Origin of the sequence: Asanoa sp. WMMD1127 (assembly GCF_029626225.1) — a bacterium.
Lineage (GTDB): Bacteria > Actinomycetota > Actinomycetes > Mycobacteriales > Micromonosporaceae > Asanoa.
This window is the reverse complement of sequence record NZ_JARUBP010000001.1, coordinates 1,261,566-1,276,285: the sequence shown is the minus strand read 5'-3', so window position 1 is coordinate 1,276,285 and position 14,720 is coordinate 1,261,566. Positions and strand designations below refer to the sequence as shown.

At 73.2% G+C, this 14,720-nt stretch carries 12 protein-coding genes; 6 read left to right on the top strand and 6 right to left on the bottom strand.

Going from position 1 to position 14,720, the window contains the following annotated elements:
* Nucleotides 1–6 precede the first annotated feature (6 nt).
* The gene (locus tag O7635_RS06310) at nucleotides 7–1,077 is read left to right on the top strand and encodes a hypothetical protein (protein WP_278079474.1); all 1,071 of its coding nucleotides are present in this window, start codon (nucleotides 7–9) and stop codon (nucleotides 1,075–1,077) included.
* Nucleotides 1,078–2,131: 1,054 nt separating this feature from the next.
* Here the strand turns inward: O7635_RS06310 and O7635_RS06305 are convergent.
* The gene (locus O7635_RS06305) at nucleotides 2,132–3,052 is read right to left on the bottom strand and encodes an NAD-dependent epimerase/dehydratase family protein (RefSeq protein WP_278079473.1); all 921 of its coding nucleotides are present in this window, start codon (nucleotides 3,050–3,052) and stop codon (nucleotides 2,132–2,134) included.
* Between the two features lie 111 nt (nucleotides 3,053–3,163).
* Here O7635_RS06305 and O7635_RS06300 point away from each other — a divergent pair, with 111 nt between their 5' ends.
* Complete coding sequence (locus tag O7635_RS06300) at nucleotides 3,164–3,853, top strand: TetR/AcrR family transcriptional regulator (protein WP_278079472.1); 690 nt, start codon at nucleotides 3,164–3,166, stop codon at nucleotides 3,851–3,853.
* Between the two features lie 197 nt (nucleotides 3,854–4,050).
* Here O7635_RS06300 and O7635_RS06295 read toward each other — a convergent pair whose 3' ends face one another.
* Nucleotides 4,051–4,548, bottom strand: coding sequence for a MarR family transcriptional regulator (locus O7635_RS06295; protein ID WP_278079471.1), 498 nt, complete (start codon nucleotides 4,546–4,548; stop codon nucleotides 4,051–4,053).
* Nucleotides 4,549–4,642: 94 nt separating this feature from the next.
* Here O7635_RS06295 and O7635_RS06290 point away from each other — a divergent pair, with 94 nt between their 5' ends.
* On the top strand, nucleotides 4,643–5,539 hold the full coding sequence (locus O7635_RS06290; protein WP_278079470.1) for an ABC transporter ATP-binding protein: 897 nt from the start codon (nucleotides 4,643–4,645) through the stop codon (nucleotides 5,537–5,539).
* On the top strand, nucleotides 5,536–7,137 hold the full coding sequence (locus O7635_RS06285; RefSeq protein ID WP_278079469.1) for an ABC transporter permease: 1,602 nt from the start codon (nucleotides 5,536–5,538) through the stop codon (nucleotides 7,135–7,137). The genes O7635_RS06290 and O7635_RS06285 overlap by 4 nt, the downstream gene beginning before the upstream one ends.
* Before the next feature lie 65 nt (nucleotides 7,138–7,202).
* On the opposite strand, the gene O7635_RS06280 is transcribed toward O7635_RS06285, so the two are convergent.
* From O7635_RS06280 to O7635_RS06270, 3 genes are read right to left on the bottom strand one after another with little or no spacing between them, the layout of a single operon-like run.
* Nucleotides 7,203–7,475, bottom strand: a complete 273-nt coding sequence (locus O7635_RS06280) for an STAS domain-containing protein (RefSeq protein WP_278079468.1) — start codon at nucleotides 7,473–7,475, stop codon at nucleotides 7,203–7,205.
* Nucleotides 7,476–7,532: 57 nt separating this feature from the next.
* On the bottom strand, nucleotides 7,533–9,899 hold the full coding sequence (locus O7635_RS06275; protein WP_278079467.1) for an FtsX-like permease family protein: 2,367 nt from the start codon (nucleotides 9,897–9,899) through the stop codon (nucleotides 7,533–7,535).
* On the bottom strand, nucleotides 9,899–10,669 hold the full coding sequence (locus tag O7635_RS06270) for an ABC transporter ATP-binding protein (RefSeq protein WP_278079466.1): 771 nt from the start codon (nucleotides 10,667–10,669) through the stop codon (nucleotides 9,899–9,901). The genes O7635_RS06275 and O7635_RS06270 overlap by 1 nt, the downstream gene beginning before the upstream one ends.
* Nucleotides 10,670–10,778: 109 nt before the next feature.
* Here O7635_RS06270 and O7635_RS06265 point away from each other — a divergent pair, with 109 nt between their 5' ends.
* Both O7635_RS06265 and O7635_RS06260 read left to right on the top strand, forming a co-directional pair.
* Nucleotides 10,779–12,017 (top strand): sensor histidine kinase, encoded by a 1,239-nt coding sequence (locus O7635_RS06265; RefSeq protein WP_278079465.1) that lies wholly within the window; start codon nucleotides 10,779–10,781, stop codon nucleotides 12,015–12,017.
* Nucleotides 12,005–12,649: a response regulator transcription factor gene (locus O7635_RS06260; RefSeq protein ID WP_278079464.1), complete on the top strand. Its 645-nt coding sequence runs from the start codon at nucleotides 12,005–12,007 to the stop codon at nucleotides 12,647–12,649. Before O7635_RS06265 ends, O7635_RS06260 begins: the two co-directional genes overlap by 13 nt.
* Here O7635_RS06260 and O7635_RS06255 read toward each other — a convergent pair.
* Complete coding sequence (locus O7635_RS06255; protein WP_278079463.1) at nucleotides 12,646–14,712, bottom strand: alpha-galactosidase; 2,067 nt, start codon at nucleotides 14,710–14,712, stop codon at nucleotides 12,646–12,648. The genes O7635_RS06260 and O7635_RS06255 overlap by 4 nt on opposite strands.
* Between the last annotated feature and the right edge of the window lie 8 nt (nucleotides 14,713–14,720).

Here is a 14,720-nt window from a genome sequence, read left to right as displayed (position 1 = left end):
AAGGGCATGACGAACTCTGCTGGCAAGGTCGGCTATCTGGCCGCCGCGTGCGCCCTGGCGTACGGCGCGGTCGCCTTGGTCTGGACGGTGACCGGCTCCGGGTATCCCTTCGGCGCCAACAACCCGTCGGACGATCTGCATCCGCTGCGCGCGGTCCCGGTCGACATCGGCGCGGCGGTCTTCGCGGTGGCGCTGCTCGGGGCCGGCGTCCTGGCGCTGGCGACGGCGGGCCGGCAGGCGGTCCACCCACCGCGCGGGGTGCGGGCGATCCTGCTCGGCCTGGGCTGGACGGTCGCGGCGGCGCTGGTCGTCCTGGTGCCCGGCGCCCACGTGCTGGCGATCGCCGGCTACACCCCGGCCCTCCTGATCGGCGCCCCGTTCGGCTGGCCTCCGGACCTGGACTACGGCGTCATCTTCAACTGGACCACCGCCAACGAGGTGGCGGCGATCGGCACGGGCGTGCTCCTGGCCTGGTCGCTGCTGGTGTGGCAGCGCCGCACCACCTCGTCGGCGCACCGGGACGGCCCGGTCCGCTGGGGCACGGCCGTCACCTACGCCGCGGCCGCGGCCCCCGCCGCGTACGCCGCGAGCCGCCTGGGCTGGGCGCTCGCCCACCTGTTCGGCAGCGACAAGGAGATGATCGCGGACGGCGACTTCGCGCTCATCGCCACGGGATTGGGCGGTTTCGCGCTGGTCGGCGCCTGGCTCACCATCGGCCTCGTGCGCCCGTGGGGCGAACGCTTCCCGCGCTGGATGATCGGTCTGGCCGGCCGCCGGGTCCCGATCCGCCTGGCCACCATCCCCGCCACGATGGTCGCGGTAGCGGTAGCCGCCGCCAGCGCCAGCTTCCTCTCGGACCCGAACGTCCTCCGCGACATCACCAGCGGCGACCTCGCCTTCCTCCCGATGGCGCTGTGGCCACTGTGGAGCGTCACGCTCCTTCTCGCGACCTACGCCTACCACCGCCGCCGCACGGCCCCCACTGCCGCAACGACCGACCCTGCCGCAGACGTCCCGGCCGACGATGTTCCGAACGTCCGACCGATCACCGACCGCCCGGCCCGACTCGCCAATTGATGACGCGTCACCTTCCGTCGGCGGCAACCGCTCTGGATGGCTGGCCCTGGACCTGACCGGGACCGGCCATCCCGCTTCCCTACGCAGGCATCGGCCGCGTCGCGCTCGGCGACGTCGATGGCCTTCCGGGTCTCGCGCTCGTGTCCCTCACTTTGCAGCCGATCTCTTCCGGCTCGGCCGGAGGTCTTTGTGGCCGTTTCGGAGGTGGCTGGGGTTGGTGCTTGTGTCTCTCGGCTGGCGGCCGGTTCTTTTCGGCTCGGCTGGAGGTCTTTGTGGCCGTTTCGGAGGTGGCTGGGGTTGGTGCTTGTGTCTCTGGACCGGCGGCCGGTTCTTTTCGGCTCGGCTGGAGGTCTTTGTGGCCGTTTCGGAGGTGGCTGGGGTTGGTGCTTGTGTCTCTGGACCGGCGGCCGGTTCTTTTCGGCTCGGCTGGAGGTCTTTGTGGCCGTTTCGGAGGTGGCTGGGGTTGGTGCTTGTGTCTCTCGGCCGGCGGCCGGTTCTTTTCGGCTCGGCTGGAGGTCTTTGTGGCCGTTTCGGAGGTGGCTGGGGTTGGTGCTTGTGTCTCTCGGCCGGCGGCCGGTTCTTTTCGGCTCGGCTGGAGGTCTTTGTGGCCGTTTCGGAGGTGGCTGGGGTTGGTGCTTGTGTCTCTCGGCCGGCGGCCGGTTCTTTTCGGCTCGGCTGGAGGTCTTTGTGGCCGTTTCGGAGGTGGCTGGGGTTGGTGCTTGTGTCTCTCGGCCGGCGGCCGGTCCCCTTCGGGCTTGGCCCGACGTCCTTGCGGCCGTTTGGGAAGTGGCTCGGGTTCGTGCTTGTGTCCCTCACCCCGCCGGCCGGTCCCCTTCGGGCTTGGCCCGACGTCCTTGCGCCCGTTTGGGAAGTGGCTCGGGTTCGTGCTTGTGTCCCTCACCCCGCCGGCCGGTCCCCTTCGGGCTTGGCCCGACGTCCTTGCGGCCGTTTCGCAAGTGGCTGGGGTTCGCGCTTGTGTCCCTCAACCGGCGGCCGGTTCCTTCCGGCTCGGCCGGACGTCCTTGCCGCCGTTCGGAAAGGCCGGGGGTCGCGGTCATGCGGCGATCGGGTCGGGCTCTGGCATGGAGGCGCGGATGGCGTCGTCGACGTTGGTGGCCGACAGGCCGAAGGTGGCCTCCGTCCGGGTGCTGTCGAGGACGAACGGGCGGTCCCACTGGTAGCTCATCTCGACGAACTCCCGCGTCCGGCGGTCGAACAGGCCGGCGGCCCGGATGGCGGTCTTCGGGTAGCTGCGTAGCCGCGGAAGCGGAAAGCCGCCCACCTCGGCCAGCTTCGTGACCACCTGGCGCAGCGTCATCGGCGCCGGGGACGGCACGTGCCAGGCCTGGCCCCAGGCGCGCGGGTCACGGGCCAGCGCGATCAGCGCCGCGGCCATGTCGCCCGTGTAGGTGAAGGTGTGCGGGTTGTCGAGCGGGCCCGGCAGCCAGATCGTTTTGCCGGCCCGCAGGCCCGGCATCGCCAGCTCGATGACCGAGTAGCGCGGGCTGATGTAGTCGGAACCCCGCACCTCCGTGACACCGCTGATCCGGCCCGAGCGGTAGGCCGCGACCGCGTCCTCCCACATCTTGATGCGGACCCGGCCTTTGACCGTCGGGGTCGCCAGCGGCATGTCCTCGGTCATCGGCCGGTTCACCGGGCCGTAGACGTAGAGGTTTCCGGTGATCGCCAGCGGCGCTCCGCTGGCCTCTGCCGCCGCGAGCAGCGCCTCCGCCATCGGCGGCCAGTCGGTGGGCCACGTGTGGTAGGGCGGGTTGGCGCAGTTGTAGATCGCGACCGCGTCCCGGCTCAGGCGGGTCAGGGCGGCGGCGTCGCTCGCGTTGGCGGCGACCCGCTCGATCCGCGGGTCGACCGGGCCGCTGCCGCTGCGGGTGATCAGGCGCACCTGCTCGCCCGCTTCGGCGAGTTGGCGGGCGATGCCGCTGCCGACAGCTCCGGCGCCGACGATGACGTGCATGGCTTCCTCCAGCTGAGGTGTTGGGAGAGCACTGCTCTCTGACAAGAGCAATAGTCGCGGAAGTGGTGCGCTCTGTCAAGAGCAGTGCTCTCGGTATGCGACACTGTTCTCGTGAAGGCGACCTCGATGCGCGCCCGGCTGCGGGCGGAGATGACCGACGAGATCAAGACGATCGCCCGGCGGCACCTGGCCACCGACGGCGCCAATCTCTCGCTGCGGGCGGTGGCGCGTGACCTCGGCGTGGTCTCGTCGGCGATCTACCGCTACTTCCCGAGCCGCGACGAGCTGCTCACCGCGCTGATCCTGGACGCCTACAACGCGCTGGGCGCGTCGGTCGAGGCGGCCGAGGCCGCCGAGGACCGCCGGCACCTGATCGGCCGCTTCCTCGCCGTCTGCCACGCGGTCCGGGACTGGGCACGGGCCAACCCGCACGAGTACGCCCTGATCTACGGAAGCCCGGTGCCGGGCTACGCCGCCCCGACGGACACGGTCGCCGCGGCCACCCGCGCGGTCCGGGTCTTCTGCGGCGTCTTCGAGGACGCCGCCCACCTCGGCCTGCTGCACCGAGCCGAGGTGTTGCCGATGACGCTGACGGAAGACATGGCTCGCATCGGCGAGGTGATGGCGCCGAGCGTCCCGCTGCCCGCGCTGGCCCGGGCCTTGGGCACCTGGCTCCAGCTGTTCGGCTTCGTCAGCTTCGAACTTTTCGGCCAGCTCAACAACACGGTTGACGAGCCGGGCCCATTCTTCGACCACCAGATGCGCGCACAGGCCCTCTACAACGGCCTACCCGATGTCTGAGTCGGTGCTATCCGGCGACGGTCCCGCCGCTCCGCCGGACGGCCGAGTGGCGACCAACACCATGAGTTGACCCAGGCGTCTGCCGGGCGTAGCGCCGGAACACCTGAGGTCTGGCGCAGATCGCGCCTGGACACCGCGGCGAATGCCCGGGCGCCGGCTGGACTCGGCCGATCACCCGTCCAATCCTCGGACCGCGCCTAGTCCTCGCGCATCTCCTGCCTGATCGCCTCGCGGTGCTTCAGATAGCGCTCCAGCAGGGAGCCGAGCTCGCTCTGGATGAAGCTGTAGAAGTCGCCCATCCCCGCGATCCGGTCGCCGGCCGGTGTCGCGCGACCGCCCGCTGCCGCCGTGCCGTTCTCGGACAGCTTCGCGATCGCCGAGAAGAGGTTGCCCTTGATGATCGAGCCCATGTACCAGGCGTCGTCGGGCAGGCCGTAGCGATCGCGCCGGGAGCCAGGGACCGCCGAGCGCTCGACCAGCCCCAGGTGCTGCAGATAGCGCACCGACTGGGAGACCGCGGCCGGGCTGATCTCCAGGCTGTCACTGAGCTCCTTGGCGGTGAGATATCCGGTGTCGGAGGCCATCAGCTGCATGAGCACGCGGGCCGCCATCCGGGGGAAGCCCCAGTCGGCGTAGAGCCGGGCCATGTCCTCGACGTACTGCCGTAGGGCGGCCTCGTCGCGTTCTCCAGCCATGTCGCGCACCTCCTCTGATCAAAGATCTATCTTGACGCGCTCTTGACGCGAAACAAACTTCACAACTTTGTGAAGCAAGTGTAGCTTCCAAAATATGGAGAACGTCATTTCGGTCAAGGGGCTCGTCAAGAGCTTCGGCCGGACCCGCGCCCTCGACGGTCTCGACCTCGAGGTGCGCCGCGGAGAGGTGCACGGCTTCCTCGGCCCGAACGGGGCGGGCAAGTCCACCGCGATCCGCGTGCTGCTCGGCCTACTCAAGGCCGATGGTGGCACCGTCACCCTGTTCGGGGGAGACCCCTGGCGCGACGCGGTGTCGTTGCACCGCCGCCTCGCCTATGTGCCCGGCGACGTCACGCTGTGGCCCAACCTGACCGGCGGCGAGGTCATCGACCTGCTCGGCCGGCTCCGCGGCGGTCTGGACACCAAGCGCCGCGACGAGCTGATCGCGCGCTTCGAGCTCGACCCGCGTAAGAAGGGCCGCACGTACTCGAAGGGCAACCGGCAGAAGGTGGCGCTGGTCGCCGCCCTCGCCTCCGACGCCGAGCTGCTGGTGCTCGACGAGCCCACCTCCGGCCTCGACCCGCTGATGGAGTCGGTGTTCCAGACCTGCGTCAACGAGGAGCGCGGCGCCGGGCGCACGGTGCTGCTCTCCAGTCACATCCTGGCCGAGGCCGAGGCGCTGTGCGACCGGGTGAGCATCATCCGCGCCGGCCGCACGGTCGAGTCCGGCACGCTGAGCGAGCTGCGCCATTTGACGCGTACGTCCATTCATGCCGAACTGGCCGGCTCGCCCAACGGGATCGGCGCCCTGGCCGGCGTGCACGACGTGGTGGTCGAGGGCGAGCGCGTGCGGTTCCAGGTCGACAACGCCGAGCTCGACACCGTGCTGCGCGCGCTGACCGCCGTCGGCGTGCGCGGGCTGACCAGCCAGCCACCGACGCTGGAGGAGCTGTTCCTCCGCCACTACAAAAAAGAAGAGGCTGTAGCGTGACCGGCACCTGGCAGCTCTTCCGGCTGGCGCTGCGCCGCGACCGGGTTGTCCTGCCACTGTGGACGATCCTGCTGGGGCTCTTCCCGGCGCTGGTGGCGAGCAGCTTCGCCAACCTCTATCCCGACCCGGCCGAGCTGCAGAAGTTCGCCGCGTCGATGTCGAGCCCGTCATTGACCGCGGTGTACGGCCCGATCTGGGCACCCAACCTCGGCGGCCTCACCGCCTGGCGGTCGAGCATCGTGCTGCTGATCGTCGCCCTGGCCAGTGCGTTCGTGGTCATCCGGCACAGCCGCGCCGAGGAGGAGCAGGGCCGCCGCGAGCTGCTCGGCTCCACAGTGGTTGGTCGCCAGGCCGGGCTCGCCGCCGCGATGCTGGTCGGCCTGCTCGCCGCGACCGTCGTCGGGGTCCTCACCGCGGCCGGCACCGCGGCCGGCACCGCGGCCGCCGGCGCCGACGCCACCGGCTCGGTCGCCCTCGGCCTGCAGTACTTCCTGGCCTGCGTGCTGTTCGGCACCATCGCCGGCCTGGTCGCCCAGCTCACCCAGAGCGCCCGCACGGCCCGGTGGATAAGCGGCGCGATCCTGATCGGCTCGCTGCTGCTCCGCATGGTCGGCGACGCCGGCGGTGACCTCGACTCGCCCCTGTCGTGGGCATCGCCGATCGGTTTCCTGCAGCGCCTGCGCCCGTACGCGGACGAACGCTGGTGGATCGCGGCGGTCGTGCTGGCGGTGATCGCGGTGCTCGGCGCGGTCGCGTACCGGCTGAATGCCGCTCGTGACCTCGACGCCGGTCTGATCGCGCCGCGGCCCGGACCGGCGCGGGCCTCGCGCGCCCTCGGCTCGCCGCTCGGCCTCGCGTGGCGGCTGCAGCGTTCGACGCTGTTCGGCTGGCTCATCGGGTACGCGGTCCTCGGCCTGTTCCTCGGCTCGGCCGCCGACGCCGCGGTCGACGCGATCCAGGACAGCCCGGAGCTCGGCGACGCGATCGCCCGGCTCGGCGGCGGCGCGACCATCGGCGACATGGTGATCGGCAGCGGCATGGCCATCATCGGCATCGGTGCGGCGGCGCAGGGCGTGCAGGCCGCGTTGCGGGCCCGGGCCGAGGAGACCGCGCTGCGCGCCGAACCGGTGCTGGCGGCCGCGGTCGGTCGGAGGCGCTGGGCGGCCGGGCACATGCTGTTCGCGTTCGTCGGTCCGGCGCTCGGGCTGGCCGTGGCGGGGCTGTTCATCGGCACCGGCTACGTGTCGGCATCGGGGGAGAGCGCCGGCTCGATCGGCCGCGTCGTCGGGGCGGGCCTCGCCCAGGTCCCGGCCGTCTGGTTCACGGTCGCGGTCGTCGTGGTGCTGTTCGGCCTGCTGCCGCGGCTGACGAGCCTCGGCTGGGCGGTGCTGGCCTTCTTCCTGCTGCTGGGCCAGCTGGGCGCGGTCCTGCAGCTCAGTCAGTGGGCGCTCGACCTGTCGCCCTTCACCCACCTGCCCAAGCTGCCGGGCGGTGAGGTGACCGCGACGCCGTTGGTGTGGCTGGTCGCTCTGGCGGCGGTGCTGACCGCCGCCGGCTTCGCCGGCTTCCGCCGCCGCGACCTCGCCAACGGCGGCTAGCCGTTGTGTGGAACGGACCCTTCCTAACGCTTTCCGCATAGGAAGGGTCCCTTCCTAACGCTCGGTCAGTCCAGCGGGACCACGCAGTCCAGGCCGGTGAGGATGATGAGCTGGCAGAGCCGTTCGTCGAGACCCCGCACGCTCACCTCGCAGTCGTGCCGGCGGGCCGTCAGGCAGATCCGGGCGAGCGCCTCGACGGTCAGCATGTCGGGGTTCGTCACCGCGCGCACGCAGACCACCACCCGCACCGGGCGGCCCAGCTCGGCCAACCGCTCGCACAGCCCAAGGATCTCGCCGCGCCGGATCGTCGGGCCGAGGGTCAGCACGTACGGCTGCATACGCACCTCCGGCGGGGACCGCGGTCTCCCCGCCGAGACCACCGTCACCCACGGACATCATCGCGGTTGCGCGCGGTGCAGTGCGCGGCGGGTCGCCAGGAGGGCCGCGCCGAGGGCCAGGCCGGCGCACACGACGACCACGACACCGAGCTCCGCCCACGGCACGATCAGCCGCACGTCGGCGCCGGTCTGCCCGGCCAGCGCCGCCCGGATGCCGGCCAGCGCGGGCAACGCGACAAGCATGCCGACGGCCGTGCCGAACAGCACCACCAGCCCGGTCTCGGTGCCGACCATCCGCAGGATCTGGCGGTCGGTCGCGCCCGACAGCCGCAGCACGCGGAAGTCGCGGCGGCGGTCGCCGGTGGCCATGACCAGCGTGTTGGCCACCGCGATGCTCGTGTAGCCGGCCGACATCCCCACCATCACCAGCACGAACAGCCACACCAGCTGGTCCTCGTCGTCGTTCGACGAGTACGCCAGCGGGTCCTGGGCCAACACTCCCAGCCCAGGTGGCACGGCCGCCGGCGAAGCGCCCCGGACGTACGCGGTCGAGGTCAGCGCCGACGGGTCGTGCGCCCGCACCAGGTCCCGTGGCAGCAACAGCGGCGACGGCAGCGCCGACGGGGCGACCGACGCGTCCACCCGCAGCGACACGGACTCGCCGTCGGCGAACGTCAGCCGCAGCTCGTCGCCGGCCCGCCAGCGCGGGTCCGCGACCACGACCGCGTCACCACGCACACCCGGCACCGGCACCGCGCCGGGCACGACCCCGAGCGCGTCCAGCGGCTCGGACCCGTCCGCGAAGACCTGAGTGGACAGTCCAGACAGCACAGTCCCCGGCAGTCCCGCCACCGCCGCGTCGGACAGCCCCGGCGCCCCGTCGGCCGTGACCACCGCGTCCACCGAGAGCGCTCGCGCGTCCTCCCCGCCGAGCGCCGGCGACATCGTCTTGACCATGCCGAGGATCAACATCGCGAACCCGACCGTGAGCAGGATGGGCCCGGCCGTCGCCGCGGTCCGCCGCACGGCCGCGCCGGCGCTCTCCCGCACCACCTCACCCGTGGCCGACCGGCGCAGCGGGGCCGTCAGCACCCGCAGCACCGGCGGGATGACCACCGGCGCGAGCAGCGTGATGGCCACGATCAGCGCCAGCGCGGAGAAGATCGCCGTGGTCATCGCCGAGCCGTCGTCGACCGCCGGGGTGAGCACCGCGAGCGCCATGCCGACGACTCCGGACAGGCCGCCGAACAGCCAGCGCGGCAGGGTCATCGCCCGCCGGTCGATCGCGGCCTCGCGCAACGCCTCCAGCGGCCGCACCCGAGCCGCCCGGCGGGCCGCCGCCCACGCCCCGGCGACGGCCACCACGACACCGGTGAGCACGGCCGGTCCGACACCGAGCAGCGACGGTCGCGGCGCGAACCCGGCCGGCTCGAGCTCGGCCCGCACCAGCAGGTCGCCGAGCACCGGCGCCGCGAGCACGCCCAGCACGGCGCCGACCGCGGCCGACACGACGCCGACCACGAGCGCCTCACCGAGCAGCAGGCGGCGAGTCTGCCGCGGGGTCGCGCCGATCGCCCGCAACAGGGCCAGCTCCCGCCGCCGCTGGTAGGCGTTGAGCGCCGCGGTCGACGCCATCACGAACACGGTCGCGAACGCGGCCAGCAGCACCATCACGGTCAGCAGTTGGGTGCCGAGCCAGCGGATCCGGCTGACCGCCTCGGGTTCCAGCGCGGTGCGCGCGTCGCCGGACACCACGGTGCCGGCCCCGCCAACCACGGTCCGCGCGGCGGCGGCCACGGTCGACGGAGCAGCGTCGGGGGACAGGACCAGCCCGATCGCGCGTACGCCGGGCGCCAGCGCGACCGCCGACGCGTCGGACACGTAGATCCCGGGCCCGTCGACGACGCCCGACACCCGCATCGAGCGCGGTCCGGTGGCGGTCAGCACGGTCGCCCCGGACCCGACGGTCAACCCGTAGCCGGCGTCGAGGACCACCTCGTCCGCCCCGGTCGGCGCGGCACCAGCCACCAGCGGATAAGGGGCCAGCGCGGCCGTCGACCAGCCGTGCCCGAGCGGATCGCCGGCCTCCGGGTCGCCGAGTGGCCGCCCGTCGCGGACCAGCTGCGCATAGAACGAGCGGTCCGGCACGGCGGCGGCGACCCCGGGCACCGCCGCCAGCGCGTCCGCCAGCTCCGCGGCCCGGGAGGCGGACCAGGGCACGTACTCGACGTAGGACTCGGCGTCCTGGCCGCCCGCCGGCGACTGGACGACCACCGCCGCGCCGGCCAGCCGCTCGGGCACGGCCGGTTGGGCGGAGACGAAGACCACCAGCGAGGCGGTCAGCACGGCGACACCGAGACAGAGGGCCACGAACGAGCCCACGAAAGCCGTCCACCGCTCGCGGACGGTCGACCACGCCAGCATCACGCCTCCAGCCGGGCCATGCGGGCGGCCACCTCGGCGGCGAAGCCGGGGTCGCCGGGCGAACCGGGCGCGGTCAGCTCGTCCACCAGGTGACCGTCGGCCAGGAACAGGACGCGGTCCGCGTACGCCGCCGCCAATGGGTCGTGGGTGACCATCACGACCGTCTGCCCGTGCGCGTGCACGGCGTCCCGCAGCAGGCCCAGCACCTGCCGCGACGAGCGCAGGTCGAGGGCGCCGGTGGGCTCGTCGGCGAACACCACCGCCGGCCGGGTGACCAGGGCGCGGGCGATCGCCACCCGCTGTTGCTGGCCGCCGGACAGCTCGCTCGGCCGGTGCCGGCCCCGGTCCGCCAGGCCCACGGAGGCGAGCGCGGCCGCGACGTCGGCCGGCGCGGGCCGGCGGCCGGCCAGCCGCAGCGGCAGCGCCACGTTCTGGGCGGCGGTGAGCGCCGAGACGAGGTTGAACTCCTGGAAGACGAAACCGACCAGGTCGCGGCGCAGGGTGGTGAGCCGGTGCTCGGACAGCTCGCCGAGGTCGACCCCGCCCACCGCCACGGCGCCCTCAGTCGGCCGGTCCAGGCCGGCGGCGCAGTGCAGGAGGGTCGACTTACCGGAGCCGGACGGGCCCATCACCGCGGTGAAGCTGCCGGACCGGAAGCTCACCGACACACCGTCCAGCGCGGTCACCGCCGCGCCACCGGTGCCGTACGTGCGTCGCACCGACCGCAGCGTGACCGCCTCGGCCTGCCGCGCACCTGTCGTCATCGTCATGCCTGAAAGCCAACCGGCGGCAGGGCGCCGGCACATGGGTGCGGAGGCGACAACCGGGGGTATACCTGGCGCTACCGTCGGCGGCCGGATCGCCGGGTACGGTCGCCTGGTGACCGCCCGGACCGCCTTCCAGGCCGTGAGTGAACGCCCGCTGGGCTTCCTCGCGTCCTCGTGGCCGTGGCGGTCCGTCGCCTACCTGGCCTCCGGTGTGCTGCTGGGCGCCCTCACCGCCGGCGCCCTGATCGGCCTGCTGCTGGCCGGCGCGCTGCTCGCCCTGGCCCTGGTCGGGCTGGTCGCGTTCCTGGCCGTCGCGCTCTCCGGGGTGGCGGTCGGCCGCTTCGAGCGGTGGCGGCTGCGCCTGGTCGACCAGGACCCGCTGCCCGATCCGCACCGCCGCCCGGAGCGCCGAGGCCGGATCGCCTGGGTCCGCACGCGGTTGCGGGAGCCGGCCACCTGGCGCGAGCTCGGCTACACCGTGGTCTCGCTCGGCGCCCTCTGGTGGATCGACGCGCTGATGCTCGGTCTCGTGCTGGGCATCCCGATCTCGCTGATCGTCACGCCGTTCTTCCAGGATGGCGAGCCGGTGTACGTGGAGGCCCTCTTCACGGTCGCGGGACTCATGCTGCTGCCGTTCGCGGCCTACCCGGTCACGGTCTGGGCCGGCGCCCGCGCCGCGCTCGCCCGGGCCATCCTGTCGCCGCGCGACGCGGAGCTCGGCGCCCAACTCGTCGAGGTGACCCGGTCGCGGGCCCGGCTGGTCGACGCCTTCGACGTGGAACGGCGCCGCATCGAACGCGACCTGCACGACGGCGCACAGCAACGGCTTGTCGCGCTCAGCATGGCGATCGGCCTGGCCCGGCTCGAGGTGCCCGACGACTCGCCGGCCGCCAAGCACCTCACCGCCGCCCAGGACGAGGCCGAGCGGGCGCACGACGAGATCCGCGAGCTGATCCGCGGCGTACACCCGCAGGTGTTGACCGATCGCGGGCTGCCGGCGTCGATCGGCGACCTGGCCGACCGGTCGCCGGTGCCGGTCGTGGTCGACGTCGCGCTGCCTCGGCGGTTGCCGCAACCGGTCGAGGTGACCGCGCACTTCGTCGTCAGCGAGACGCTGACCAACGTGGCCAAGCACAGCGGCGCGACCGAGGCGGCGGTGCACGCCCGGCTGCACGTCGACACCCTGCTCGTCGAGGTACGCGACAACGGTGTCGGCGGCGCCGATCTGGCCGGTGGCACCGGGCTGGCCGGTCTCGCCGACCGGGTCGCGGTGGCCGGCGGCCGGCTGCTGCTGTCGAGCCCGCCGGGCGGCCCGACGCTGGTCAGGGCGGAGCTGCCGTGCTCCGGATAGCCGTCGCCGAAGACGCGGTGCTGCTGCGCGAGGGCCTGGTCGGGATCGTCGAGCGGTTCGGCCACCAGGTGATCGCCTCGGTCGGTGACGCCGGCGCGCTGACCACGGCGGTGGCGCACGACCGGCCGGACGTGGTGGTCACCGACGTGCGGATGCCGCCGGGCTTCACCGACGAGGGCCTGCGGGCGGCGGTCGCGCTGCGGAACGCCCACCCCGGCCTGCCGGTCCTGGTGCTCAGCCAGTACGTGCAACCGACGTATGCCGCGGAGCTGCTCGACAGCGGCGGCGGCCGGGGTGTGGGCTACCTGCTGAAGCACCGGGTGGGCCGGGTCGAGGAGTTCATGGACGCGCTGGTCCGGGTCGCCTCGGGCGGCGCCGCGGTGGACCCGGAGGTGGTGGCGCAGCTGCTCGGCCGGCGCCGGGACCCGCTGACCCGGCTGACCCCGCGGGAGCGCGAGGTGCTGGCGCTGATGGCCGAGGGCCGCTCGAACGCCGCCATCGCCCGCGCGCTGGTGGTCTCGGAGGCGGCGGTGGCCAAGCACATCGCCAGCATCCTGGCCAAGCTCGACCTGCCACCGGCGGCCGACGACCACCGGCGGGTGCTGGCCGTGCTGGCCTTTCTGCGCGGTTAGACCGCGCGGGCTTCGAGGACGACGGCCTGCTGGGGGCGGAGCCAGGGCAGCTGGATGCCGACCGTGGCGAGGGCGCGGCCGGTGAGGGTGACGCCGCCGGCGGGGAGTTCCGCGTCACCACCCCAGCACTGGGTCACCAAGTAACGGCGGTCCGGGGCGAGGCCGGGCAGCCGGACCCGGCGCGGGCGCATCTCCGCGGGGTTGTCGAGCTGCGTGTGCACGAAGACGCCGGCCTCGTCGGTGACGACGCCGTAGACGTCGCCGTGCACCGCTCGTCCACTGTGGATGACGCGGCGGAGCCGTTTGTAGAGAGCGGCCCAGTCGCGCAGGTGGTCGAGCTCGTCGTCGGTGCAGGTGCTGATGTCCCACTCGATGCCGGCATGGCCGAGGAGCGCGGTCGCCGTGCGGAAGGGCAGGTCGGCACTGCGGCCGGTGGTGTGGGCCGGGCTCGGGCCGACGTGGCTGCCCATCAGCTCCGGCGGGAGCAGCAGGCCGGTCCAGCGCTGGATGTGTTGGCGGTCGAGCGCGTCGTTGGAGTCAGAGGTCCAGACGCGGTCGGTGCGGGCCAGGATGCCCAGGTCGACCCGCCCGCCGCCGGAGGCACAGGACTCGATCTCGAGGCCGGGGTGGCGCTCGCGCAGCCGGTCGAGCAGCGCGTAGACGGCCGCGGTCTGGCGGTGCACCCGGCCCACGCCGTCGCGGGCGGCCTCCAGCAGGTCGCGGTTGTGGTCCCACTTGAGGTAGTCGAGCCGGTATTCGGTGACCAGCGCGTCGATCCGCTCGAACAGGTAGTCGGCGACCTCGGGCCGGCCGACGTCGAGCACGTGCTGGTTGCGGTGCTCGCGGGGCAGTCGGCCGGGACTCGCGAGCGTCCACTCCGGATGCTCGCGGGCGAGCCGCGAGTCGGGGTTGACCATCTCCGGCTCGAACCAGAGCCCGAACTGCATGCCGTGGCCGTGGACGAGGTCGACCAGCGGGTGCAGCCCGGCGGGCCAGACGCCTTCGTCGACCACCCAGTCGCCGAGCCCGGCGGTGTCGTCGCGCCGGCCCGGGAACCAGCCGTCGTCGAGCACGAACCGCTCGACGCCGACGCCCGCGGCCAGGTCGGCGAGCTTCGTGAGCCGATCGAGGTCGTGGTCGAAGTAGACGGCTTCCCAGACGTTGAGCGTGAGCGGTCGATCGGTGCGCGGATGGCTCGGCCGGCTGCGGATCATGCGGTGCAGCCGGTCGCCGAGCCCGTCGAGCCCGTCGCCGGACCAGGCGAAGTAGCCGGTCGGCGTGGTGTAGCTCGCGCCCGGCGCCAGCCGCAGCTCGCCGGGCTCCACGAGCTCGCCGCCGCCGAGGACGGCCGTGGCGCCGGAGATGCGCTCGGCGTATTCCTCGTGGCCACCGCTCCATCCGATGTGGACACCCCAGACCTGGCCGGACGCGAAGCCGAAACCGGGGGTGCCGGCGATCAGCAGGGGCGTCGCGTCGTGCCCGGTGCGCCCGCGCCGGCTTTCCCGGGCATGGGTGCCGTTGCCGAGCGGGCGGCGCTGCGGCACCCGCTCGAGACCCCAGCGCCCGGTGAAGTCGAGCACCTCGGTGGCCTGCTCGGGGATCGGCAACACGGTGCGCAGCGTGGCGAGGGTCCAGGCGTCGGTGCCGACGTTGGTCAGCGTGTGCCGCAGGTGCACGACCCCGTGCGGGTCGAGCTGGAGCGCGACGCGCACCCGCACGCCGGCGGCCTCGTCGACGGCCTCCGCGACGACCTCGCTGTCGGTTACCCGCACCGGGCCGGCGAGGGCCAGCCGCAGGTAGGGCCAGGGCTCACCGCTGACACCGGGGCGCCCGGCGTAGCCGTCCCACTGGGTCGGCACCAGCGGCATGCTCCCGACCGGCTGGATCGGCCCGCCGACCGTGGAGGGCACGTCGCCGCCGGCGGCGATGACCAGGGCACGCAGGCCGGCGTCGTCGAGCGGCCCGGGATCGGCGCCCCAGTGCACGACGCGGGGCAGGCCAGGGCCGGCGACATCGAGGACGACGGCCGCGCCCGCGGCGGCCAACACGACGGGCTCGGTCATCGACTCAG